Source organism: Paenibacillus sp. (assembly GCF_048976745.1).
Taxonomy (GTDB): domain Bacteria; phylum Bacillota; class Bacilli; order Paenibacillales; family Paenibacillaceae; genus Paenibacillus.
In genome coordinates this window covers 232,214-257,132 of the sequence record NZ_JBHGUU010000023.1, presented here as the reverse complement: position 1 = coordinate 257,132, position 24,919 = coordinate 232,214, and the positions used below count along the sequence as shown (strand labels likewise).

20 protein-coding genes are annotated in these 24,919 nt (G+C 47.9%); 2 read left to right on the top strand and 18 right to left on the bottom strand.

Going from position 1 to position 24,919, the window contains the following annotated elements; genetic code table 11:
• Positions 1-117: 117 nt before the first annotated feature.
• The 9 genes from ACE3K2_RS25580 to ACE3K2_RS25540 all read right to left on the bottom strand — a co-directional run bounded on the left by ACE3K2_RS25580 (position 118) and on the right by ACE3K2_RS25540 (position 10,419).
• A complete protein-coding gene (locus ACE3K2_RS25580) occupies positions 118-747 on the bottom strand; it encodes a PepSY domain-containing protein (RefSeq protein WP_421896680.1) in 630 nt (209 codons plus the stop codon).
• A gap of 258 nt (positions 748-1,005) precedes the next feature.
• The gene (locus ACE3K2_RS25575; RefSeq protein ID WP_421896677.1) at positions 1,006-1,806 is read right to left on the bottom strand and encodes a PepSY domain-containing protein; all 801 of its coding nucleotides are present in this window, start codon (positions 1,804-1,806) and stop codon (positions 1,006-1,008) included.
• Positions 1,807-2,141: 335 nt separating this feature from the next.
• Positions 2,142-3,518 (bottom strand): ATP-binding protein, encoded by a 1,377-nt coding sequence (locus ACE3K2_RS25570; protein ID WP_421896674.1) that lies wholly within the window; start codon positions 3,516-3,518, stop codon positions 2,142-2,144.
• On the bottom strand, positions 3,515-4,270 hold the full coding sequence (locus ACE3K2_RS25565) for a response regulator transcription factor (RefSeq protein ID WP_421896671.1): 756 nt from the start codon (positions 4,268-4,270) through the stop codon (positions 3,515-3,517). The genes ACE3K2_RS25570 and ACE3K2_RS25565 overlap by 4 nt, the downstream gene beginning before the upstream one ends.
• Positions 4,271-4,325: 55 nt before the next feature.
• A complete protein-coding gene (locus tag ACE3K2_RS25560; protein ID WP_421896668.1) occupies positions 4,326-4,970 on the bottom strand; it encodes an SDR family oxidoreductase in 645 nt (214 codons plus the stop codon).
• Between the two features lie 340 nt (positions 4,971-5,310).
• Positions 5,311-6,492, bottom strand: coding sequence for an NAD(P)/FAD-dependent oxidoreductase (locus ACE3K2_RS25555; protein ID WP_421896665.1), 1,182 nt, complete (start codon positions 6,490-6,492; stop codon positions 5,311-5,313).
• 24 nt (positions 6,493-6,516) lie between these two features.
• Positions 6,517-6,963, bottom strand: a complete 447-nt coding sequence (locus tag ACE3K2_RS25550; protein ID WP_278297689.1) for a DUF1641 domain-containing protein — start codon at positions 6,961-6,963, stop codon at positions 6,517-6,519.
• 688 nt (positions 6,964-7,651) lie between these two features.
• A complete protein-coding gene (locus ACE3K2_RS25545; protein ID WP_421896661.1) occupies positions 7,652-9,445 on the bottom strand; it encodes an RNA polymerase sigma factor in 1,794 nt (597 codons plus the stop codon).
• Positions 9,446-9,486: 41 nt separating this feature from the next.
• Positions 9,487-10,419 carry a hypothetical protein gene (locus ACE3K2_RS25540; protein ID WP_421896658.1) on the bottom strand — a complete coding sequence of 311 codons (933 nt, stop codon included), beginning with the start codon at positions 10,417-10,419 and terminating at the stop codon, positions 9,487-9,489.
• Positions 10,420-10,611: 192 nt separating this feature from the next.
• Between ACE3K2_RS25540 and ACE3K2_RS25535 the strand changes: the two genes are divergently transcribed.
• Complete coding sequence (locus ACE3K2_RS25535; RefSeq protein WP_076332039.1) at positions 10,612-10,785, top strand: CsbD family protein; 174 nt, start codon at positions 10,612-10,614, stop codon at positions 10,783-10,785.
• Between the two features lie 167 nt (positions 10,786-10,952).
• Here the strand turns inward: ACE3K2_RS25535 and ACE3K2_RS25530 are convergent, their stop codons facing one another.
• Positions 10,953-11,954: an NAD-dependent epimerase/dehydratase family protein gene (locus ACE3K2_RS25530; protein ID WP_421896655.1), complete on the bottom strand. Its 1,002-nt coding sequence runs from the start codon at positions 11,952-11,954 to the stop codon at positions 10,953-10,955.
• A 153-nt stretch (positions 11,955-12,107) separates the two neighbouring features.
• On the opposite strand from ACE3K2_RS25530, the gene ACE3K2_RS25525 reads away from it, so the two are divergent.
• Entirely contained in the window at positions 12,108-12,626 is a 519-nt protein-coding gene (locus ACE3K2_RS25525; RefSeq protein ID WP_421896652.1) for a cupin domain-containing protein, read from the top strand.
• A gap of 168 nt (positions 12,627-12,794) precedes the next feature.
• Here the strand turns inward: ACE3K2_RS25525 and ACE3K2_RS25520 are convergent, their stop codons facing one another.
• From ACE3K2_RS25520 to ACE3K2_RS25485, 8 genes are all read right to left on the bottom strand, one after another.
• A complete protein-coding gene (locus tag ACE3K2_RS25520) occupies positions 12,795-13,880 on the bottom strand; it encodes a DUF1835 domain-containing protein (protein ID WP_421896649.1) in 1,086 nt (361 codons plus the stop codon).
• Between the two features lie 76 nt (positions 13,881-13,956).
• Positions 13,957-14,616 carry a TVP38/TMEM64 family protein gene (locus tag ACE3K2_RS25515; protein ID WP_421896646.1) on the bottom strand — a complete coding sequence of 220 codons (660 nt, stop codon included), beginning with the start codon at positions 14,614-14,616 and terminating at the stop codon, positions 13,957-13,959.
• Between the two features lie 270 nt (positions 14,617-14,886).
• Positions 14,887-16,524 carry an HNH endonuclease gene (locus ACE3K2_RS25510; protein WP_421896643.1) on the bottom strand — a complete coding sequence of 546 codons (1,638 nt, stop codon included), beginning with the start codon at positions 16,522-16,524 and terminating at the stop codon, positions 14,887-14,889.
• Positions 16,525-16,903: 379 nt separating this feature from the next.
• Complete coding sequence (locus ACE3K2_RS25505) at positions 16,904-18,079, bottom strand: acyltransferase (protein ID WP_421896640.1); 1,176 nt, start codon at positions 18,077-18,079, stop codon at positions 16,904-16,906.
• Between the two features lie 280 nt (positions 18,080-18,359).
• Positions 18,360-19,706 (bottom strand): cryptochrome/photolyase family protein, encoded by a 1,347-nt coding sequence (locus tag ACE3K2_RS25500; protein ID WP_421896636.1) that lies wholly within the window; start codon positions 19,704-19,706, stop codon positions 18,360-18,362.
• A 22-nt stretch (positions 19,707-19,728) separates the two neighbouring features.
• On the bottom strand, positions 19,729-20,892 hold the full coding sequence (locus ACE3K2_RS25495) for a response regulator (protein ID WP_421896633.1): 1,164 nt from the start codon (positions 20,890-20,892) through the stop codon (positions 19,729-19,731).
• A gap of 99 nt (positions 20,893-20,991) precedes the next feature.
• Complete coding sequence (locus ACE3K2_RS25490; protein ID WP_421896630.1) at positions 20,992-24,087, bottom strand: ATP-binding protein; 3,096 nt, start codon at positions 24,085-24,087, stop codon at positions 20,992-20,994.
• A gap of 277 nt (positions 24,088-24,364) precedes the next feature.
• Positions 24,365-24,784, bottom strand: a complete 420-nt coding sequence (locus tag ACE3K2_RS25485; RefSeq protein ID WP_421896627.1) for an SRPBCC family protein — start codon at positions 24,782-24,784, stop codon at positions 24,365-24,367.
• Between the last annotated feature and the right edge of the window lie 135 nt (positions 24,785-24,919).

The following is a 24,919-nucleotide window of genomic DNA, read 5'->3' as shown; positions in this document are numbered from 1 at the left end:
CGTCCTCTGCTCTACCTGCCCTGCCTCCATGATGTAACAGTCTCTCGCTGTGTGCGGCTGTTCTCACAGGCAGATTTTTTATATGATGTTTTATCGGTGTATACTCGCCTTTATTACTCAATCTTGGTCGTCAAAATCCTGGTCGAACGATAACACTTTACCCGTGTTGGCATCGATATCTACATCCGCTTCACCTTGAGCGGTTCTCAGTTCGATCTCATACACATAGCGACCATCATCATGATCCAGCTCAACTTTGGTTACTTTACCACCCGTAACTTGTTTCAACGCAATGTTTGAAGCTTGGGATGCCGTTAATTTGACTTGCTTGGAAACAGAGTTGTTAGATGTATTGCCTGTTACAGCACCTTCATAATCATCGTCATCATCGTAGTCTTCATCATCCACAACTGCCAGGATTTTGCCTGTGTACGCATCCAAACGAACGACAACATCATTTTTGCCCTTTCGATCGATCTCAACTTCATAGAACGTTTGGCCGTTTCTACGCTCCAGATCGACGTCATCCACTTTACCATCCGCCGCTTTCAAGGCCAACGCTTTTGCTTGGGATGCATTCAGCATTTTGCCTGTGCTGTTCTGATTCTGTGTTACGGATTGTGTTGTTGACGATGGTGTCGTTTGCACCGATTGTCCGTTCACATTTCCGCTAGCCGCTACGGCCGATCCACCAAGTAATACCGCTGCTGACAAGCTGCCAATCCATAGTTTATGTTTGTTCATCATCATCATTCATCTCCTCGTTTGTTGTTCTCGTTCTCGTCTACATCTATAGAATAACCTGCAGGAATGAGAGATCAGCGAGAGTTAGATTAGAATTTGATGAGAAAATGAGGAGAATGCTCATTTAACTTTAACTGTTGTTCATAATGTATGTATTCAAAAACATGTATTTAAAACAAATGAAAAAGATGACTCCACATTAGGAATCATCTGTCCAACGAGTTAAATTTATATTCAATCGCTCTCTTTCCATAGCAAAAGTTAATCCTCGTCTTCATCCCAGGTTACGGAACGAATGGCTCCCGAGATGGCATTCACCTGCACAATAGCCTCCCGGCCATCCTCCAGATCAATTTCCACCAGATAATACGGATTCCCGCTGTTGGTTCCACGCAGTTCAATGTCGTCCACTTCCCCCGGGACCTCTGCAAGTGCCTTCTGCTTGGCTTGTTTCTCGCTTAGAAACTGAGGCTTGGGATCATCCTTTGGTGGTTCAGTTGTCGGCGCTGCGATTGTTTTGGAAGATATCGTCTCTCCCGTATATGGGTCAATCGTGAGTTCTTCACGGCTGTTATCCTTCGCCTTCACAACCGCGGTGTATACCGGACTGCCTTGCTGCTCGACAAGTTCAAGCGAGACCAGTTGGTTATCCGTTTGTTGTTTTAACAACGCCGTCTTGATCTGCTCGCGGCTCCATAACGTCTTCTCTTCCGCTTGTGGGTTCGACTCCAGCCGTTTGATGGAATTCACGGTAGCCGTGACGGCATCCACCTGCACATCATACAGTCCGGTCTCCGAGCGGAGCTGCATGATATACGTCCCGTCCTTCAACGTGGAATTCACAATCTCTCCTGGATATTGATCCAGTACGGATTGGGCTGCCGCATCTGCGGTAAGTACTACACCCGTCGATTGCCACGGCTTCCACCAAACAACAGCTGCCACAATCAGCATAATGAGAAGCCCTGAACCCCACCAAAGTGATCTTCGCGATTTCGCCCATCCACTGTTACCTTGTTCATGCCGTTTCATCTCCGGTGGTCGCTGCTCATGATCTGTCATCACGTTTCCCCCTTATAGCTCTCCCCATAGCCCGAGTTCATCTGTTATATATTCGGTCTGAGTTTAGTTTCCAATGCTACTACATAAAATGAACTAATCTTTTACACAGTAACGGAGAGGACAGAAAAAACCTGAAAAAGCGAAGCGTTCGCCTAAAAGCTTTCTGAAAGAAAGCTACATCGGAAGCATACGCTATCCCCGGATTTCCCCCTTGAGAACAGGGAATCAAAAAAATCTGGGGATAACAGCGATTGGAAGGTTGTTCTGTCATCGCAGTGTCAGTGTGAACAATCTTTAGTTCAGTTTATATAGTATATAAGAGAAGAATGAGAATTTCATGAGAGCGGCCCGTTCTGAACCGATAATGGCAAAATAATTGAAGCCTCGGTGCCTTCACCCTCGGTACTGGTCAGTTCGATTCGTGCCCCAACTGCACCTGCCAGTTCTTTGGCAAGCGACAATCCCAGACCTGAGCCACTTGCGCCTAAGCTGCGTGTTCTGGCCGGATCAACGCGGTAGAATCGATCAAATACCTTCTCCAGCTCATCCTCCCGCATGCCAATCCCGGTATCCACGATCCGAATTCGGCACGCTTGCCCCTCGGCTTCCAGTCTGACTTCAATGGCATCTTCACTATACTTCCGGGCATTATCCAGCAAAATAAACAACAGCTGCTTCAGCTTGCTCTCATCGCTGATCGCCCAGATTGGACCTGGATCTTCACACCGGACTTCACGGTGATAGGCTTCGCGAAACGCACGTGTGGAGTCCGTCACCAGTCTCGTGATATCCACACGCTCCAGCTGAACATTCCACTGCTCTGGCTGCTTCGCGAGCAATAGCAGTTGCTCGGTCATCTCTCGCATGCGAACCGATTCGGACAGAATCGCTTCCACCGCTTCATCGAATACCTCAGGCCGCTCTTTTCCTCGCCGTTGTAGCAGACTGGCATAACTTTCAATAATGGTCAGCGGTGTTTTGAGTTCATGAGATGCATCGGATACGAATCGCTCCTGTCGTTCAAAGTTGGATTCAAGCAGATCCATCATCCGGTTAAACGTCTGTCCCATCGTTTTCAGTTCATCCTTCGACCCTTCCTCCAGTGGAAGACGCTTGAATTGGCCGCTGGACTGAATGTCACTCATTGTGCGTGTCATCTGCTGAATCGGTCTGGTCATCCGATTCGCCAGAATCCGGCTGGAGATAATCGCTGGGATGAGAGCAATAATTGTGACTGCCACAAGCACGGTACGAAGTACAGACAGACGATTCTCCGTCTCGGCAATGCTCTCGGTGACCTGTACATTCACTACCTCACCATCAGGCCAGATGACCGGGACTGATACCCACACGTAACCAATCTGTTCAACTTGGGTATACTCCGATTTCTTCTCACTTTCGTACTTATAGGGCAGCTTGCTCAGCTGATCGGAAGCTGCTGTTGTTGTCACCGGGGAACTGGTGCCGTCTTCATTAACGATCCGAAGCATGCCGTTCACAGGCGCGTAGGCGCGCAGCAAGTCATCCGGCGGAATGGAGCCGGCAGACTGACGCACTCCTTTGACAATAGACTCTGCTTCCGCTTCTACCCGATTAACCTCGTTATCTATCGACATCCGTTCAAACACGATGTAGACCGACAGGTTCACCGCGATTAACAGCACAGCAAATAATACAGACGAATATCCGTAGATTTTACTGCGCAGGCTCATGACTGTTCCTTCAGGACGTATCCTACGCCCCGTACAGTATGTATTAAGGGCGGTGTGAATCCGTTATCCACCTTTTTGCGCACATAACGGATATACACATCCACCACATTGGTATCTCCATAATAGTCGTATCCCCACACAGCCTGTACAATCTGGTCACGACTAAGCACCTGACGTTGATTCTGCAGCAGATACACCAACAGATCGAACTCACGTGGAGTAAGTTCAATAGACACGCCATCTCGGAATACCTCTCGCGTTCCTTCATTCAGTTTCAGCCCGGCAGCGGTCAACCAGCCCACCTCAGCTTCATTCTTATGCCCAGACGAGTCATTGCCTGGATCAGCAGGTGTAGATGAAGAAGCGGAAGAAACCACAGATGACGCGGCATTAAGCCGCAATGCAGCCCGAACTCTGGCAAGCAACTCTTCAATCTGGAACGGCTTGGTGATGTAGTCATTGGCTCCGAGATCCAGGCCGGATACCTTGTCTTCCACGGAATCTTTGGCGGTGAGCATAATAATCGGAACTGTAGCATCCTTGGCCCGAACTCGGCGCAACACTTCAATGCCACTCAGACCAGGCAGCATCACATCAAGCAGAATCAGATCCCACTGACCTTCCCCATACTTCTCCAGTCCTTCTGTTCCACTCCCCGCCTTGCCTACCTGATATCCCTCATACTGTAATTCCAGTTCAAGCAGACGCGCTATTTTGGGCTCATCCTCTATGACCAGCACGGCTTCGTTCATGCAGCGCTCCCCCTCATCCCCATCATTTCATTCTCCCGTTATCTTACAATAACATCTACAGTTTGCCCAAGGCATCTTCAACGGGCTGATCCCCGGCAATCAGATCAAAGGCCATTCGGTACGTCTTCTCTTCCTGCAAAGAAGCCACAATGACGCGGGCCACATCTTCACGCGGGATGCTTCCCGGTTCCAGATCGGTTCCAACTGCAATCCTGCCTGTGCCTGGTTCATTCTTGAGACCACCTGGACGGATAATCGTGTAATTCAGATCACTTGCAAATAATGCACGATCCGCATAATGTTTGGCCACATAATAAGGCTTGATGGACTTTGACCATTTCTCCCGTTGATCTGCGCCATATGCACTGACCAGAATATATCTGGAAATGCCTTGCTGCTCTGCCGCCTCCATCGTTTTCACTGCTCCATCGAGATCAATCAACAGGGTTTTGTCCTGACCCGTAGATCCGCCAGAGCCCGCTGTAAATACTATGGCATTATGATCCTTCATAGCTTCAGCCAAGTCCTCCACACTGCCCTCCAGATCCCCAATCACCACATCGGCACCGAGTTCCTTCAATGCATTCGCCTGCTCCGGTTTGCGGATCATGGCCGTTACCTTATGTTTGCCTTCCTGTGCCAACTGCTCTACCACCAACTTGCCGATTTGTCCATTAGCTCCTATAACTAAAACGTTCATACGTCATTTCTCCTCTCAGTTGAACGGACTGCTTGTTGCGGCTACCCGTTCCTTATATATACAGTGCTCATCCTATCATTTAAACGAAAGCCGGCGCTTCTAAGCGCCGGCTCCAGGTTCATATTTGCTAAGTACATATCCGGTACATCATCTGAACATCTATGGAAAATGTAACATTCCGTTGTCTAATAATATACCTAAAACCCTATGTGATTTATACGCGACCTCAGATCGACCACTTCCGCCGCACTCTTTTCACATCAGAATATTAATGATCTTTGTTGCATCCATCACAACAGAAAAAGGACGCCCAGAAGGGCGCCCTTGAATGGCATGAAGATTAGTAAGCCAGTGCGAACAAACCGTGAATATGAGCCAGGTAACGGATGTTACTTGCTTCTTTCATCATGGTTGCAGGCAGACCTTTCAGACGAGTCTGGTTGCCACCGATCATGCCGACAGCATCTTTACGACCCAGACTTCCCAGCGTACCGGAGAATACTGGTGTGAAGGATTCCATTGCGCCACCTTTGAACATTACGCCCAGGTTGTGACCAATGGTTTCACCCATTTGCCAAGCCAATTGTGCTGTTGGAGGGTAAGGACGAGCGCCTTCGCTAGGGAAGACCACTGCGCTGTCACCAGCAACAAACACGTCTTTGTGAGAAGTGGATTGCAGAACTTCCGTAACTTTCGCACGGCCGCGATCCACTTCAATTCCGCTGTTAGCAACAACTGCGTTACCTTGAACGCCACCAGTCCATACGAGGGTATTCGTAGGGATGGAGCTGCCGTCTTTCAGCATAACTTCATTTTCTTTCATCTCGGTAATTGCTACGCCAACGATGAAGTTAACGCCACGTTTCTCAAGACTTGATTTCGCACGATCAACCAGCTCTGGCGGGAAACCAGCCAGGATGGAAGGACCTGCTTCAACAGTGTACAGAGAGATATCGTTGAAATCGATACCTTTCTCTTTACATGCAGCTGGAAGAAGATCAACGAATTCGCCGACAAGTTCAATACCTGTCAAGCCGCCGCCACCAATAACAAACGTTGCGTCTGCTTTGTTGCCGGATTTTTTGTATGCATCCAGACGTGCATCAACGTGTGCACGAATGCGGTTTGCATCACTAACCGATTTCAGCGTGAAGCTGTACTCTTGCAGTCCCGGAATTCCGAAGTAAGCTGTTTCGCTACCCAGGGCAACAACGAGTGCATCGTAAGAGTAAGTGGAGCCGCTGGTCATCAGAACTTTTTTCTCGTCCGGCTTGATTGTATCCACCGTATCGATTTTCAGGTTCACGTTTTTGCCACGCAGCAATTTTTCGAGCGGAAGAGCAACTGCTTGTTCAGCAATGCTTCCTGCTGCAAGACGGTGCAGTTCCGTGATAATTTGGTGTGTAGGGTAACGGTTCACGACAGTAATTGTCGCTTCTTCCGGAGACAAGTATTGACGTGCAGTCAATGCTGTCAACAGACCGCCGTATCCTCCACCCAAGATCAAAATTTGCTTCGACATATCCATCCTCCGTTCTTCTAAGTCTTAACGTTTCTGTTGTTGACGCTCGTTCAGAATGCTCAGGAAAGATTGAGCAAAACGAAGCGATTGTTGTACGTTTGGATCTTTGAGCATTTTCAGCATAGCGAACAAGCCAACTGAAGTTTGCTCTGTTTGCGCACGGTCATTGGCTTCGATGGCAGCAGAAGCTACACCTTTAGCTTTGTCTACAACAGGCTTAGCGAACTCGCCCATTGCGCTCATTGTGTCGCTGATCAGAACTTTGTCTGTTGCTACACTTTGTGCAAAGTCATAAGCTTTCGTCATAGCAGTAACCATTTCAGCCAATTTAGGCAGGTTCTCCACCAGAACGGTTAAAGACTCCTGAACCTCAGGCTTCATCAGTTGATCCAGTACATCCAAGGACTGGCGTTGGGAAACGTCGGCACCTTCTGTAACCGGCACCTCTTGTTGAGTAGGCGATTGTGACATAAGAGAAAGTCCTCCTTTACTTTGGGATAGAAGTCCGCGACTTTCATGATGCCTGTCAAGCAGAGCCGAACCACAAAATACATCGAATACATTTAAATGTACCAAATTTCACACAATAGGATAAGCGTAGCTCAGGGCCACTCTCACCTCATGCATTGTATCTTGGATCTATTGCGGACAACATGTGTTGACGCACAAAACGACAAGCAGGCCGAAACCGAACTCTATACCCTTATATTACACCTCTTACACATGAACATGAAAAAGAAATTTTTTACACTTGTGAAGATATTGTGAACATTGTAACAAAATCGATTTTTTTGTCAACCCATGAAGCCAAGCTAAAGCCACCTCTCCGCCTGTCAAAGATCCGTATTCCTACCACATGTGGTATTAAGACAAGATCACATATGACCAGATGTGCGATATGTACACACGGAAGGATTGATTTATCCAGTTGGTTAGGAATTGTTTTCCAATATCACAATTTTCATGCAACGAAATTGGTCACTGTCGTTATTATGCAGCGTTGAGCTCAGCCTTATTCCATCATTGAGACATCTTTTCTATTTCAAGTATGAACCTCTTGCGTCACGAATGCAAAAAAGACAGAAAGAAGGCCTGACGGATCGTCCTGCCTCCTGATATATGTTTTCACTGTTTGCCAGATCTGATCGTTACAATTAGGTCACACCATAACTATTTCGAGGGAATGCCGATCCATTTCTTCAAGCAACTCTTTTATTGCAACGATGGCAGCTCGCTCCAATTCCTCCACCTCCAAAAGTATCGAGATAGCCTGATCGGCATGAAGCTTATCATTAGGCAGTCCTCCATCTGGAAAAGGAAATAATTCCGAGAGTATATTTAACTTTTGAGACATGTTTCGATATAACTCTTCCGCCCGAAGACAGAATGGAATCAAGCTGGAATAGCGGGGAGTCGAAGCCCACTTTAGAGAAAGTTCTTTGAAAAACTCACTTGCATAATGTCTGGCATCCCACAAAACGGCAATGTTATAGGCGTGACCGTTCGGTTCTAACCGTCTATATTCTAGGGCCTCTCTCCAGACTGCATAGGCAGCAAGACCACTGACAGTGTTCGGCAAGGTATACGGGTCCTCCCCACGATAATGAGCCAAAACAGCTGTCAGTGCCGCATGCAAGTTCATTTCTCGTATCATGCCATCTGATTCCGCTGCCAGCACAAATACTTCCTGATTCACACCCCGCCCTACATGATCATAGGAAATTGTTCCTGATTTAATGAAATCGGTACCGTATAAGGTCCGGGCTGCATCATCATAGCCATAGATCAACCCGAATTCGGGAATATTCAAGTCCCACACGACAGCGGGAATTCCTCGATGAATGGAGTAACGTATCAGGGAGAGGGCCCGAACAATCCTTGGATTAAGCAACCTTTTCCCCTTTGCTTTCTCCTCTAGCATCGAAGGGTCGACCAGATTGGCATTAAGTCCCGCTTCGCTTGCCAAAGCCTCAACCGCATGGGAACGATAACCCATATGTTGCAATGCTCTGGTAAGCACTTCTTTGAAGTTATAGGCGGTGGGTCCAGCGATATGTATGTCCTGAGGCAGGATGGTCAGACGAAAAGAAAGTCCACTCATTCCCATAACCATGGGGAGAGACGGAGATGGACCCATATAGCCTAACATCTCGTGAATGGATGCTGCTGCCGAGTTCCAGGTTTGGGGAGCCCGAAACGAAAGGGGCTCCTCCAGAGTCACTCGATTTTGCCCGAGTGAATTCCACTCCGCCAGCATTTCATCTACAGATAAATGAATATGAAGCTGAGACACTTTTTTACGTGAACGGGACAGAACTTGATACACATTGGCAATTGTCAGATTGAATTTGTTCGCCATTTCTTGAGGTGATAGCTGCTCCATCCAATATGATGTGAAAACCTGTTGTTCTCTTTCATTCAGACAACCCAACAGCCTGTGAAGATTATTCCTCATCTCCTGCTGAGCAACAGCTTGATACGGATCATAGCCTGTATCCTGTGATCTCCGATCGGTGTCATTCAAAAGATGATTCAGCGTCATGTCGAGCGAGTCTTGTTCACTCCATGAAGCGTCATCGGCTCCAAATGCAAGGAACGAAGAAAAATGTTGTTCCCGCTGCTGCTTTTGGCGCTGCATATGCGAGTACGCCTGGTTACGCACAATGCGCTGTATCCAGGCCATAAAACGGCCAGCATTCTGAAGCTGTCTAATATGAATGAATGCACGAATAAGCCCATCCTGTAAAATGTCTTCTGCGAGATAAGAATCATGTGTAAGTGCTCGCACATAACGGAACAATTGCCCACGGTAACGGTGAATCAGCTCACCAAAAGCCTCTGTATCCCCGGTCTGGGCTTGCATGACAAGCGCAATGTCCGACTCCTGTTGCCGATTCTCGAATGTCTCGTCTTCCCCTGGCCTGATATGGCGATTGTCAGCTAATTCATCCATGTGTATGTATCCCCCTTTCTCATAACCTCGCTTCACTTCAATTACTCCAGCTTCAAAATAGCAGCTTCGATCATGGCTTCCGTCTCAGCAAGTGCCACCATGATTGTCGCAGCAGCCTCCCAGTTCCGGGAGACAAGACGGGATTGGCATTCCCCGAATTGGCGGGATTGTGCGTATTTCAAAGCAGAAAGGTCAGGATGGATTGTTTTAAAAAACAAACCATAATCTTGGGCACGACGCGCGCCTACTGGCAGAGCAAAATACACATAATGAGCCCACTCATTACCATCAATTGCTCCAGCACGAACCTGTTCGGCCTTATGTAGAATGGCTGAAGCTCCGGTTCGTCCTTCTTGTGCAGCAATATCATGGGTCTGTTCTGTAAGGGCTGATTTGAACCAAGTAAAAGCCCGGCGGTTAATCTCCTCCAGGTCAGGATGTTCAATGCGTTCAGGACTCCACCATCGTCGATACACACCGCTACTCCATGGGAATTCGGACTTCCATGCTTCCTCAAGGTTATCCAGTGTCAGGAAGACATTCGGAAATCCAGCCGGGTCATGCAGGCTTATTTCATCGCCCTTCATATTGAGCGCCACTACATAATGATCGCAACCACCCAGGTTGGGAGAATTGGGATTGTAAATGAGTTTGCCCATATCCAGCGGCCCCATCATCACTGGACCCTGCTTCAAAGCCTCTCTTAGCTCATCTACAGGCATCTCTGTCCCCCGCGATTGCACACTTTCACGCACACTAAACCCCAGAATGCTCATCGCTTTGCTGATGGCCAGATCTGGGCTGGAGATACAGTTATCAAAAAACAGAAGATCTTCCTGCGTGCAGAAAGCCCCCAGGGAAAAGCCACCTATAGCTTCAAGGAGACCCGGGTCAACCTTTTCTCCAATGGATGACAGTAGCATCGCTGCTGAATTGGCATAACAATACGCACCATTTCCAATATAATTGCTCATATCATAACATCCTCTCATTCCTTTAATGAAGCACGCGACTATGCAATGCCTATACTTATACTGACTCTTCGTACAGAGCATTTCTGACAGAATATCCAGAACAAATTTCTGACCGCCATGAAATAGTGAACGTTTAGAATGCTAGTATCCCGGTTAATAAGGACTAACCCAGAAACGAAGGAGATGTTCGATATGAGTAATTCAACTAGCGATAAAATCAAAGCAGGCGTAAACAAGGCCAAAGGCGAAGTGAAGGATCAGATCGGTAATGCAACCAATAACAGATCCCTTCAGGCTGAGGGTAAAAAAGATAAAGCCAAAGGTGCTGTACAGGATAAAATTGCCGACGTTAAAAAAGATCATTAGATCCTTTTGACGCAGAAGTCAAAAAGCACGAAGATTTCGTGCAATAGATCGTTTTAAAATAGCCTAACTGTCCATGTTCGGAGGAACACTGAAGATGAGACGGAGGCACAAAAAAGCCAAGGAAGGTGTTACTCAATACACCCTTCCCTGGCTTTTTTTGTGTACTTTTATACGGCTGGAACTGCGTATCTTGCCATATCGATAATGAAACTGCGCGTTTCCCTTGTTGTATGATATTCACGGCTGAATTGCCTTACCCATTCGGGATGCTCCTGGTACCAGCGAAAAGTTCTTTCCAATCCCTTTTCCAATGTGGTTTGAGGTAACCATCCCAATTCCGCCCGTAATCTACCTGAATGTACAACCAGACTGGACCCTCTGGACTGGGTTGGTTCTTGCTCCCGAATCTCTACAGCAGCTAACGATCGATCCATTGGTTTCAATATCTCCCCGATCTCCTGCATAGTTGTTCCAAGCCCTGTCGATATATTGTAGACCTGTCCGTCTTTGCCTTTCAGCATGATCTGTTCAATGGCCCGGAGGGCATCATCTACATACAAGAAATCACGCACTGCCGATCCCTGAATATCCAGAGGAAGTCCGTCCAGCATCCGACCGAAGTTTCGAGGAATGATACGGTCTGGCAATTGCCATGGACCATAGAGATTGGTCAAACGAAAGAGTTTGACTGGAAGCTCGTAACATTGAGCGTAGGAGTGAGCAAGCATTTCACAGGCGACTTTGGATGCAGAATAAGGAGAGACGGGCGCATACGGATCTGATTCATGATAGACTCTGCCCCAATCGCCACCATACACTTCAACAGATGATGCCAGCAAAACAGGGATGTGATGTTCGGTGGCATATTGCAGAATAGCCTGGGTGCTGAGGGTATTGTTGCGGAAGACTTCCCCCGGTTGATGATACGAATAATCTACGTGAGGCATGGCAGCCAGATGAATAATGTAATCTGTTCCAGAAGGCAGATGAATCCGCTCGGATGCAAGGTCACAACAAATGAACGGCATCTCATGCAGAGGAGAGATATGAACAAGCCTCTGACAATAATCATCCCGATCCAGAAGGGTAATTCGATGCCCTTTTTGCGCCAAATACTGTGACAGATTAAATCCCACAAATCCGGAAGCCCCTGTAATAACAATGTTCACACACGATTCCCCCTTGCGATTTATACAACGAGTGCACCTGAAGAGAGTTTATGTACTGAGTATAACCTTAAAATGATACATTTTGTATCATTTTACAATTGTTTTTTGTTCGTCCTTGAGTTTATCGGGTAATTTATAGGGAGGTGATATGAGATGCATGAATGGAAAACAAATATCGAGACGTTATTTCTTCAGGATAACGGTGTGATTCCCAATCATCCAACCCTGCCTGTGCTTTTGTATAAGAACGTATGGGCTGAAGAGGCGCTTCACGCAGAATCGTTACTGAACCGTAATGGATGGGGAAATAGTTGGTTGAATGGTGTATTCAACTATCATCACTTTCATAGTAATGCGCATGAGGCTCTTGCGGTGGTGAGTGGATTCGTGAAACTGATGCTAGGCGGAGAAAATGGGCAAAAAGTTTATCTTCAAACAGGTGACGTTGTTGTGCTTCCCGCTGGGACAGGACATAAACGTCTGGAGTCCAGCACTGATTTTCGTATTGCCGGTGCCTATCCGGGCGGTATGAGTTACAACACACGCACAGGTGAAGAAGACGATCGTGCCAAAGCTCTTCAGGAAATCCAAGAGGTTCCGATTCCGGATACCGATCCGGTCTATGGGCAGGATGGGCCACTAATGGAAATCTGGAATGGAAAGAAGTCATAACAAAATGAAGATCGAAAGACGGATGGTATTGGACAATGTACAAACGAAACTGATTCAGCACTTCACGAGAAACAAATAGACTGTTCCCCGGACATGTAGGAGTTACTCACCGGTGGAACAGTCTATTCGTTTTTCTTTAATCTCTAATCTATCGCACGCCAGCATCTTTTAGTCCCGCTCCGTACTCGCAAGTCGGATACTGTAGTACCTCATCGCATGTGGCCTGCCTTCCATCTCCAGTCGCCCCTGCAGTACAAGTTGACGTATTCGATATTCAATAAATGCGTCTCCCACAGCTTGCTCTAAATATCCAAGTACTTCACCTACAACACGGGCACATATTATAAATTCATCAGATTGTCTGGTTAACGTAAGATCTCTCACCTTTTGCATAATGAAATCATCAATTCCATCCTCGGACACGCTATGAATCTTACTATCTTTCATTATTCGAAGATGGCCTGGTTGTTCAGAGAGCAGATCCCACTCTTGCTCCATCTGCTTGCGTTCTTCTGAAGACACCGGCTCTGCATTTGCACAGTGGTTCCACATGGCTAACAACTTCTCAGATATAATCTCTCCTGTTCCCCAAACATCATACTCAATATCAGGGTTATGGAATAACTTCTTATACAGTCCACTTGTCTCGATCAGATAAATTGGACTCTTGCTGTTACTCAGCAAATGCATAGCATGCAAGAGACCTGTTTTCTCATGAGCGTTATTAGCATACCAGATGGTTATTCTGGTCTCTTCATCGATGGAACTCATCACGGTATTTAATTGCATCAGTTCATCTAAACCTTTGATAGCGTAACTTCCGTGTTCACTCAAATAAAGTCGCTCCAGCAACCAAAGGTGTCTACGTTGTAGAACTATCTTATCAGTAAGATCTCCCAATGGGCCAATCGCATAGTAGTCATTCATAGAATAAAATCGCCGCTCCAAGCGTCCCGGAACTTTACCCATGGCAACCTTAATGCTACCCAACGGCGATTCACCAATCGCTATATGAATTTCACGCGGCTTCTGTGTATCAAGCAATTGCTGCTCAGCTTGCTTCCTATTCCTTTCCTCATCTAACCTTTCAAAAATCCGCTGTATACTCACTGCAAAATGAGCTGAATGTTCTTCTTCTGTCTGATGACTGACTGCCATGTCCGCCCTAAGATAGAGCATACGCAATAATGAACGAAGCTCTTCTTCATTCATGCGATATAATTCTTTATCAAAATCAAAGACATTTTCAATCATACTGATCCCCCTTTAAAAAGGTTCATCTCCGGGTTAATTCATAAATACCACACAACTATACCACTGTACCCCGTAACTAGGAGGAAATCGATTTGCCAGTTGGCTGATTCAGATCATGTAGATCTTCACCATCTGACGATGACCGGGTAAAGTGTCGCTCCAGTTTGCGGCTTGCCCACAGGGATACTGCTATGAACAGTAATACGCCTACCCAGCGTACAGGGTGCTCCAGAAATTGTTCCACATTGGAACCAATATACGTAACAGAGAAGATCATGATCGCTTTACCACAGCCCACTGCCAGCAGGAAGGATAATAACCGCATTCGTGCAATACCCGCCGCCACATTAATAATGACGAACGGACCTACCGGGAAGATACTCAGCAAAAAAACATAACTGAATGCATTCCTCCGAATCCATACCATACTGCGTTGCACACGCGGTTTGCGTGCCCATCGTTCCACAAAAGCAGATTTCCCGATCTCCCGTACAATCAGGAACGTAACGGTACAACCGAGGACCATGCCGATCCATGAATATAAAAATCCTCCCCAGAGACCGTATACCGCGCCGTTCACGCCCACAATCAACAGCGTTGGCAGCGGCGGTACAAATGATTTCATAAACGTAAGCAAAATTCCGGGTAACGGGCCCAAGGAGCGAAACTTCTCCAGCCAGAAACGAATATTTTCTTCCGTAATATATGACATAATGTCCAATGCTGCCGGGGTCATCTGCATCCATCCAATCTATACAGTCTACTATCTGATGTTGTTCGTTCAGAATGTTGCTCCATCATCCAGACGAATGTTGGAGCCGTTTAATCTACGCCCTCCAAGTATAACGTACATCCTGGATGAACAACGTTGTCAATTTGAAGAAATTATTGCACAGTGAACTGACCTCCCACCAGAGTCAGAATTTAAATCCAAAAAGCACACCTCGACCTCTTGTGGTCTTGGTGTGCTTTTTATATCGAAACCCCGATCCTTCTTTGGGGGTATTTATCCTTCTTCCAACTGCGCTTCCTGCATTTCCAGTTCATTCAGTTCTTCCTGGTGGGCAGCATTCCACTCGGGAATTCCGGAACGCATGAACTCTTCGGCATCCATCGCCGCTTTGGACTGGTTGCACAGATTACAAGCGCAGACACAGTTAAGCGGGGTGGTGTGTCCACCTTTGGCACGTGGCAGCAGATGGTCGATCGTATCTCCATACGATCCACAGAAGTAACAGGTGTAGTGATCCCGGGTCAGGATATAACGCTTGAAATCCTTATTGCTGAACAATCGGCGAATCGTGTACCGATTGACCACCACAGCAGCTTTTTCCTTGACCAGCGTAACCGCAAGCTCCATGTCCACTTCCTGATGCCAGCGCCTACCCTTGTCTGTCTTGCCGCGCATCCGTACCATACCTTGCCGGTTGGTCCGGAGCGAAGCCGGATCTTCCGGGTCAATGGCTACCGGGGCCGCCGGCGTCTGGCGGCGGGGACGGCCATCCGTGCTAGCGCCGTGACTGCGGCTGGCATGCGCGGGTCGCTGCCCGGATGTACCACGGGCAGCTTCTTCGCCGTTCGCCTTGGGCGCACGCTCCTTGCGCGCCTGGCGCGGCTTGGACCCTGGCGAGCCAGGCTGGCGCACGGGCGCAGGAGGCCCTGCCTCCGCAGCAGCCCCCGGCGCTTGCCCAGGCTCGCGCCTGACGGCGGCTGGCTGTGCCTCCGCCGCCGCAGGTGCAGCGACCGTGGTGGCATCGCCACGGTCGCTCAGGGCCGGCGCATGGGCCTCAGCAGCGATGCTGCGGGTCTGCCCTGCGCCGGGCGAGAGCGCGCCAGCACGCTTGCGGCGCCGCTTGCGCTTGCGTTTGGCTGCGGTCGGTTGATCCGCAGCCAGGGGCTCTGCTGCCGGGCCTTGCGGCTCAGCCGGCAGCATCCCTTGGGCCGCCGCAGTCTGCTCGGCGGCCTGCACGACAGCGGCTGCTCGCGCGTCAGCCCGCTGTGCAGTGTGCTTTTCATTCGCAGCATGGCCCTGCGAATGTCCCTGGCCACGCCGGCGCTCGCCTGGCTGTGGCTCAGCAGAATCAGTCACAACCTCACCTGCCAAACCATCATGCTCCAGGCTCGTCTCTCTCAGCTCATTGCCCGTTATACTTTCCGATCGCTTGCTCTTCCTCCGCCTTCTCCTCTTCTTCCGAATACCTGAAGAAGAGGGTGAAGAAGTCACCAAGTCAGCACGTTCATCGTCATTCGCAGAATTCGAGTCTACTGACGGTTGAGACACCAGACTTCTGTCAGACTCGGGCACCGTAGCAGATCCCTGCTCCACGTCATGGAAGGTACGACCTGCCTTATTTCTCGCAGATGTAGAGGGTCTGGCAGCAACAGGACGTGTCACCACGTTATCCCGTTGAACCTCCCCAGGTTCACCTGTTTGCCCGATTAAACGGGTATCGTGATCAGCCTGTCCGCCAAGCTGACGACAGCTGCGGCAGGCTCCCCGTCTGGCTCCGGGACCTGCCCGCTTTCCGGTTCTGCGCCGGAATTCGGACATCGGCCGCTGTTGTCCGCAATACATACATGTTTTGCTCAGTCGCGCTTCTTGTTCCGTCTTTCCTTGCCGGAAAGGGGCTGGACCCGTCTCCATGTTGTCACCTCGGTTCCGTATGAATCCGGTTTCTTTCTATTGTATCACATCTGCTCGTGAACACCCTCATGCCCATAGGCCTGATAATCTTTCGAGTTGTACTCCTGTGTCTGTTCACTGCATTCGTGAAGAATGTGTTCCACATATTCCAATATATCCTGCATCGGTCTCCCGCATTTTTCGCATGTTGTCATTATATTCACCTTAATCCTGTTATCCATAATGTATTATCGTTCCGCCTTATGATTACCCCTCATATAGGAAAAAGAAACACTCGTTCCCCGTATCACGCATATCTTTATAGACAAAAAAACCGCTCCCTGCTCTCCCCTAAGGTCGACCAAGAAACGGTTTATTATTCCTGTGTTGGAAAACCATCTTAACGAACGTCCAGTTGTCCCGAGTTCTGTTGTGGGACCAGACGTGGTTTGGGTTTCGGCAGATTGCCAAAGATGACCCATGCATATGGAACGAACCTTGCCGTCAATCCAACGACGATCCACGAAGCGATCAGAGCTACGCCAAATCCTCCGGCATACCACAGATGCACTAACCAAGAGACTCCTGTTTGCGGTGGATAATTCCGATACACCAGCAGGAAGAATGGATGAATCAGATAGATGCCAAAGGACAATGCCCCAAGCCGATTCAGCGGCTTGACGATCAGTGACGGCCCTTTGCGATAGAGCAGATAGGCAATCTGGATAAGGACCAGCGCACAAGCAAAGGTATGCACATTCCAGAAGAATTCATACCACAGTGTGTTATACGTTGCGATCTTCAGACGCAGCAGATAATAGATATACACATGACCAAGTCCGGCAATGATCCAGACCGCCCAGAGCAGAATCCATGAAGCTACGCGTCCTTTGGTAGCATTGGCCCGACTGATGACAAACCATTGCTTGATTTTAGGGAAATACACCCCGATAAAAGCACCCAGCATGAAATAGGAAAAGTAAGAGAACGCCCAGCTTCCCTTGTTGGGTACCTGGAATCCATATTTATTGCTTACGATGAATGCCCATTGAATCAATAGTCCAATCGGAACAGACCATTTCACCACGGAAGGATACTTCTTAAGCAGCCATAACACCAATGGGAATAACAGATAAAATTGCATGTTAATAAATACAAAGTACAGATGTGTATAGGCCTTGCCTGTAAACAATTTTGTGATAAAGCTTACTGCCGATTCGCCGAAAGGTCGGCCCTGATAATGCGTGAAATGCAGCAAAACAAAATACATCAATGAAAACAGGAAGTATGGAAGCAAAATATACACAAATCTTTTTTTGTAGAAGTTACTCACAAGTTTCTTATCCAGCGGACGGGAATAATAGTTATAGAACAGGACAAAACTGCTCATAAAAATAAAGGTTGGCGTACCATATTTCATAAAGATATTAATAAAGTTGTACAGCCAGTAGTAGCCTGAGCCCGTCATGTCCACCGTCGCATAGGACGTGGAATGCACGCTGAGTACGCCGATAATTGCCATGGCACGAACCAGATTCAGCTCTGGAATTCGCTCTCTTTTCAGTGTTTCACTCATGTTAACGTTTCTCCTTAATGTGTTCGTCAATATGTCAGATATGACTTAATACAATAAAGCTCTCTATCTATTAAAAGCCATAATGCTTAAGAAGGGTAGTCCAATTTCTTAATAATTCCTAAATTTTCAACACATTTCACACTATTTTCATGTCTATATATGTAAAAAAGACCGCGAGTACGCGGTCTTTGGAACATCCTGCTCTCAACCAAATGATTGTTGGATCAACCGGATGAGAATGGTAAATTTGGGTTTGGCATGATCGCGCCCCTGACTGAGTCTACTTCCCACGACTCGCCAGGATCTGTTTATACACGTCAATAGCCGCCTGTCTCGATGTCTTCAGATCCACAATGGCATCCTTGCGCGGCTGATGAATGTCCTTGCTGTGCAAGTCTTTCAATTCAGGCAACCACTTGCGAATATAATCGCCTTGCGGATCATATTTCTCGGATTGCGTTACCGGATTGTTCACCCGAAAATACGGAGCCGCATTTTCACCAAGCGAGGCACACCATAGCCAGTTACCACGATTCTGAATGTTATCATAGTCACTCAACTTGCGCCTGAAATAGGCCTCACCCAAGGTGAATGGGCATTGCAGGTTTTTGGTGAGAAACATCGCCGTGAGAATCCGCAAACGGTTCGCCATATGCCCGGTTTCATTCAGTTGCGTCATGGCTGCATCAATAATCGGAATGCCTGTCTCCGCCTTGCACCACCGTTCAAAGTGATCGTCATGGAGAGCAGAGAGATCGTACACCTTTTCATATGTAAAATAGTGACTCTCATAAACCGCTCGATAAAGGTAGAAGTCACGGAAACACAGCTGCCTGATCCATTCCCCAGCCTCGGCTGTGCGACTCGCTGCATCGTACATCTTGCGGATAGACACGGCTCCCACCGCTACATATGAGCTGAGATGACTCGGCTCGTAAGCCTCATATTCATCCCGATGATCCCCATATTCAGCAATTCGATCCGATAAGAATTGATCCAACAGCAGGTGCGGGTTCTCGTCCTTCGAACCACTGCCCTCCAGCAGCTCCCCCGGTACCTGCATCGTATCCGGCCATTCAATCTGACGATCACTCACCTTCAACTCTGCAACCGTTGTAGCCGAAGGAGGGTTGGGATGTTCATTCATGAATTCCACCCAACGCCGATGGAAAGCCGCAAATACCTTATAAGGCTCCGACTTGCCTGTGAAATTAGCAAATCCATTCAGATCCATCAGCAGATGATCGGTCAGTTGTGTGAATGTCACCTCGTGTGCCTCGCTGACTTTGCGTATGGCCCTATCCCGCTCGATTGCATATGGTGTCATGTCCCGATGGACCACAAGCTCATCAATCTCGCCTTTGAATTCCTTCAGGATGTAATCAACCACTTCAGCCGGTTTCCCGTAAGCAACATGCAGTTTTTGTTTGGCTTCAAGATACTGCCTGCCTAATGCCGCCGCATGCTGCCTAAAATTCACACCGCTGTGTTCCTTCTCTCGGCCTTGCCGCAGGAGAAATGAATCATAGATGAGAACATGCAGACTCTCTTCTTCGTGTTCCCGTAAATAATCGAATGCAGTCAGATCATCCGTACGCAAATCTTTACGGTGTATGAATAACTTCACGCCTCACCCTCCAAACTTACATTTAATTGTCCGTCAGATTCTGATATAACCTGCTTGTTTCCGGCTCCGGCTGATGTCCCAGATCCTCATTCAGGGTCAATCTAAATGAATGATATAAACGAAGTATGCCTTGCTGATCATCTAGGGATGCATATACCTCCATCAAGAGTCGGCAGATCTCTTCCGAATAAGGCTCCCGTTCCTGCAATATCGTTAATTGCTCAATCGCTTCCTTGCCACGACCATGCTCCATATCCCATCTCGCGATATCCATAACCAGCCCTGTGTACTTCCGTCTCAGTTCCCTTGCTTTGGCCTGTGCCCAGTGATAATCATGCTCTTCCAGATAATCGGCACGGTAAAGCGGAATCATATGCCTCAGGTCATCGACATTGTCTGATGTAATGGTGTTGTATACCATGGCTTTTTCGAATTGTTCAACGTCACTTACCAGATTGCCTGATAACAGACGATAGCGGTTCATATTGTACTCAAGCTTGCCTGTCATGTTCCATTCCTTAAGCAGCTTTCGGATCTGATATACGGATGTATGCAGATGGGTTAACCCTTTCTCTTGGAATGCATCACCCCACAGCTTATCCAGCAGAATCTCTTTGCTTACCCACTCTCCTCTGTGATGAAACAAAAAAGCAAACAATTCCTGTGATTTGGTTGTACGCCACTTGTGTTTCTCGGAACCCTGATCAAGGCTTCTATAGATATCCAGGTGTTTGAACGTAAGCAGCCCCGGAACTTCGTTATCCAGTTCCACAGAGACAGGCTCCGATTCCTGTACCTCGGCGGTGGCTGCAACCTGGGAAGTATATGACATTATGCCCGCGATCCGATCAATCGTTTTGGCCAATCTTGCGGAGCTTACCGGTTTAAGCACATAATCCAATGCATGCAGCTCAAATGCCTCAACCGCATGGTCCGCATAAGCCGTAACAAAGATGATACGAATACTCTGGTCCAATTGCTGTATATATTCAGCCGCTTCCAGGCCATTCATCTCCGGCATTCCAATGTCCAAAAACACAACATCTACACGTTCCTTTGCCAGAAAATGAAGACCATCACGAGCTGTTGAAAAACATTGCACGGGTGTAATTCGTCCGTCCGTTCGTAGTAGACGCTCCAGATGAAGCTGCGCTGGCTTCTCATCATCGATCACAATGGCTCTCACCGTTCTATTAGCCTCCTGCCATGAAAGATTCAATAGGAATACCGATTTTATCGGTATCCGCTTATTACTCTGTTAACCATAATTGCTTAATTCGGCACATTATTTGGCATAATCCACCTTTTGCACAGGGATGCGGAATTGGATCTGCGTACCTTTACCCACATGGCTATGAATCTCCAGTCCCTGACCATAGAGAGACATCAGGCGGCGGTTTATATTTTGCAGCCCGACACCCCCAGGACCCTCCGTGCGCCCAGACTTGACCTGAGCCATACGCTCAGGAGGGATACCCACACCATCATCCTGAACCTGAACGACCACATGCTCGCTCTCTTTGTAAATCTGAAGATGAACTGTCCCACCGGCTGCCCGCTCCATCACGCCGTGTCGAATGGCATTCTCCACAAGTGGCTGAATACTGAGAGGTGGCAGATATAGCTGTACATCCGATTCCACCTCATACTCAACCACCAGTCTTTCTTCAAATCTGGCCTGTTCCAGATGCACATAAGACTCCACCAATTCCAACTCTTTGGTCAAAGGAACAAGCTGCTCCCTGTTCTGGAAGTCAAAGCTTCCGCGCAGGTAATGACTGAGTTCAATCAGCAGATCAGTTGCTTTGTCCGGATTCACTGCACAGGTCGCGATAATGACATTGAGTGCATTATATAGAAAGTGCGGCTTGATCTGGGCCTGCAAAAAGGCCATTTCGGTCCGAATAGCTTCCTGCACCGAACTCCGCATCTCAATTAACGTCCGAACCCTGGCTCGCAATTCACCAGCATCCACCGGTTTGCTCAGAAAGTCATTGGCTCCCGCCTGGAATCCGTGTTTGATATCCTCAGGCAACCCTCGGGCGGTCAGCATCAGAATGGGCAACTCAGACAAGGAACTGTGCTCGCGCAGCTTGCGACATAACTCAAGCCCAGACATTTTAGGCATTGTCCAATCCGTAATAACAAGATCAATGGACGGGAATTCTTCACGGAGTTTCAATGCGGTGGACCCGCTGTCCGCTGCGATAACCCGATATCGTTCCGTCGATAACAGATTAAGCAATACCTGTCGATTCACGGGGTCATCATCTACAATCAGAATCGTGTGCTCCGCTTCTGTAAGATCAGAAGGCTCATCTGACTCTCTTGTCACAAGCGCCTTCGTCCCCGCTCCCTGTGCAGCAACATATCGGGCTGCAACGGGTTTCGAATGAGTTTGCAGTAGTGGCATCTTCATAACAGGCAGGGTGAAATGAAAGGTCGAACCTTGCCCCGGTTCCGATTCGACCCATATCTCACCACCGCCAAGCTCAACGAGTTTCCGTGTAATACTCAGACCCAGTCCGGTACCATTATTCAATCGCTCAATCGTCCCGTTACTCTGCTCATACGCCTGAAAGATATCCTCCTGTTTGTCCAAGGCAATGCCTACCCCTGTATCAGCGACCGATACTTTCACCCAATCCCCTTCAACACTGGCGTACAACCGAATCTCACCCTGCTCAGTGTACTTGTAGGCGTTACCCAGCAAGTTATACAGAACTTGGCGGAGGCGATCTTCGTCTGCCTCAACAAGCGGCAACGATTGTGGCCATTGCTGAATCAACAAAATCGGCTTGTCCTCAAACGAAAATCCCGAGACTTCAACCACTGTACGAGCAACGGATTCCAGATCAACAGCTACCCTTTTCAACTCGATTTCACTATTTTTTAATTTGGAAAAGTCCAAAATGTCGTTAATTAGCAGTGAAAGCCGCCTGCCGGTTGAAGTAATCATGGACAGATTTTTGGCTTGTTTGGGTGTGACCGCTCCTGCCGCCCCTTCCAGCATTGATTGTGCAATATTAATGATGCCGTGCAGGGGGGTCCGCAGCTCATGCGAAGTGTTCGCCATGAACTCATCCTTGAGGCTGTCAATGGCAAGCAAACGCTCCGAAAGGGCTTCCACATCGCGGAATGATTGTGCGAAGCGGATTGCGGTCACAATCATCTGGGCAAATACAAATAATAAAAGTTCAATCAGCGCAAAGAACGCTGTGTCTAGGGTAGTAAACGCACCAAGCGTGTGCAGCACAACAACCATGAGTATGCTCATCATGCTCACCAGTGCAAAGTGGCTATCATTGGGCCGTCTTTTCAACCAATATAACATCGCTCGCAGCGTATAGAACATGACAACAAGCGAGATCAATAACATGGGAAGCTCAAGAGACGAGAAAAGTGTTGGAGGGAGCGTAAGACCCACAATGGTCTGGGTAACAACTAGCACTACCGCCAGACGAACAAACCACTGATGAATTGCTCCTGGCACACGGGCATCCATATACCGAAGCAAAAAGTAATAGGCAAAGGCTGAACTAAGAAGCTGAATCCGAAGCATCTCATTATTGGTCAGGAACGGTACAAACGTTCCCAGTAACTTCTCCCCATGTGTCAGAGCGTATAACGCACCGGAAAGACTGAATAATCCGAGAAAACGAAGCTCCTTCTCCGTACGCCGTAATCTGAACAGAAGCAGAAAAAAGGCGGCTGGCAAGATAAAACCGAATAAGGTCATCAGATCCTTGAGCCAATCCTGTTGCTGGCTTTTCAGAATACTATGCTCGTCTCCAAACAAAATGGGCGCTACAATGCCCCCAGAAGAATAACTATAGTTTGATACCTGAATGATAATGTCAGCCGTATTGCCCTCAATAGAAGTGAATCCTGTAAATGGCAGGTTTAATTGTACATCTGTCGCCGGGGTCTTTCCTGGCAGGCCTCTGCCACCAATCTCTTTACCATCGATAAACACCTGGTGAGCCATGCGTATATTCTGCGTGCGTATACCATAATCATTTTTCATCGTTCGGGGTGTAAGCTGCACTTGCAAATGATAGGTTCCATACCCATGTGCTTGCCCGAGAGATTTGTTCCATCGGGCCGGGACCTGCGTGCCCGACGAAGCCAGCAATGGCTTACGACCAGATACATTCGCTTCAATATCTGCGGGGCTCAGTAACTGCCCAGGGTAGAAATCCCAAACTCCCTTTAAAGACGCTGCACCCTTGCGATCAAAGTCCCAGTGGGTCAGATCAATTTTTCCATCTGTAGCCTGGGGGTTACCCCGCTCGCTAATTAACGTCTGGACAATCCAGCCCAACGGAAAAATGACAATGCATATGAAACTTATGGTCAGCATAATCCAGTGTTTTCTCATCTATGTATTCCTTCCATCCACAATGGCGAGAGATGTCTAATTTTGTCGATTTATTGCTTTCATTCATTTTAAACGTTTCTGGTGCTCACTGAAATAGTTTACGTATCATAATCGGTCAACATCGTTATAATTTGAAGGATTTTTTGGGTTTCCGCCAGATCCTAGCACACCAAAGAACCCCAGACCGATGTCCACCCGAATGAACGAGCAAGATGGTCTGAGGTTGATTGAATGAATAAGCTTAGATGAAGCTATTTTTGAATCTGAATCTCACTGATTATTTAACAGCTTGGGCAAGTTTCTGAACAATTCCGGCCCATCCCTGTTCCATACGTTCCCGTACGATGGCGTGGGCCTGTCCAAATTCAGTCAGTTTATCTGCATCCCAACCGCTGTGTATCAGTGTGAAATCCGTACCTTCCGGCTGTTCATTCAGTTGGAACGTCAACGTCCAGTCCTTACCCCAGCGGAATGACAGCTTCTGTTGCGGAAGAACTTCCGTCACCTGACATGGTGATTGGCCGAAGGGGCCTGCTTCCAATATAAACTCGTGACCTTCCACGGGTTCCAGATTACCTGGCATGAACCAGGCACCCAATCCTTGCGCTGTCGAGACCATCTCCCACACCTTCTCTACAGGTGCATGAAGCAATAGTTCCTCCCGGATATCCGGTAATGCACTTGATGATGATTCCAATCGTATCGCCTCCTTGAATATATTTATTCATTGTTTGAGATTTTAAGATTCATGTCAAATGGGTTCACATAACGACTAAAAAAGGTGTTGACCCCAACTGTGCCATCACCCCATAATTGGAATATACTACATATA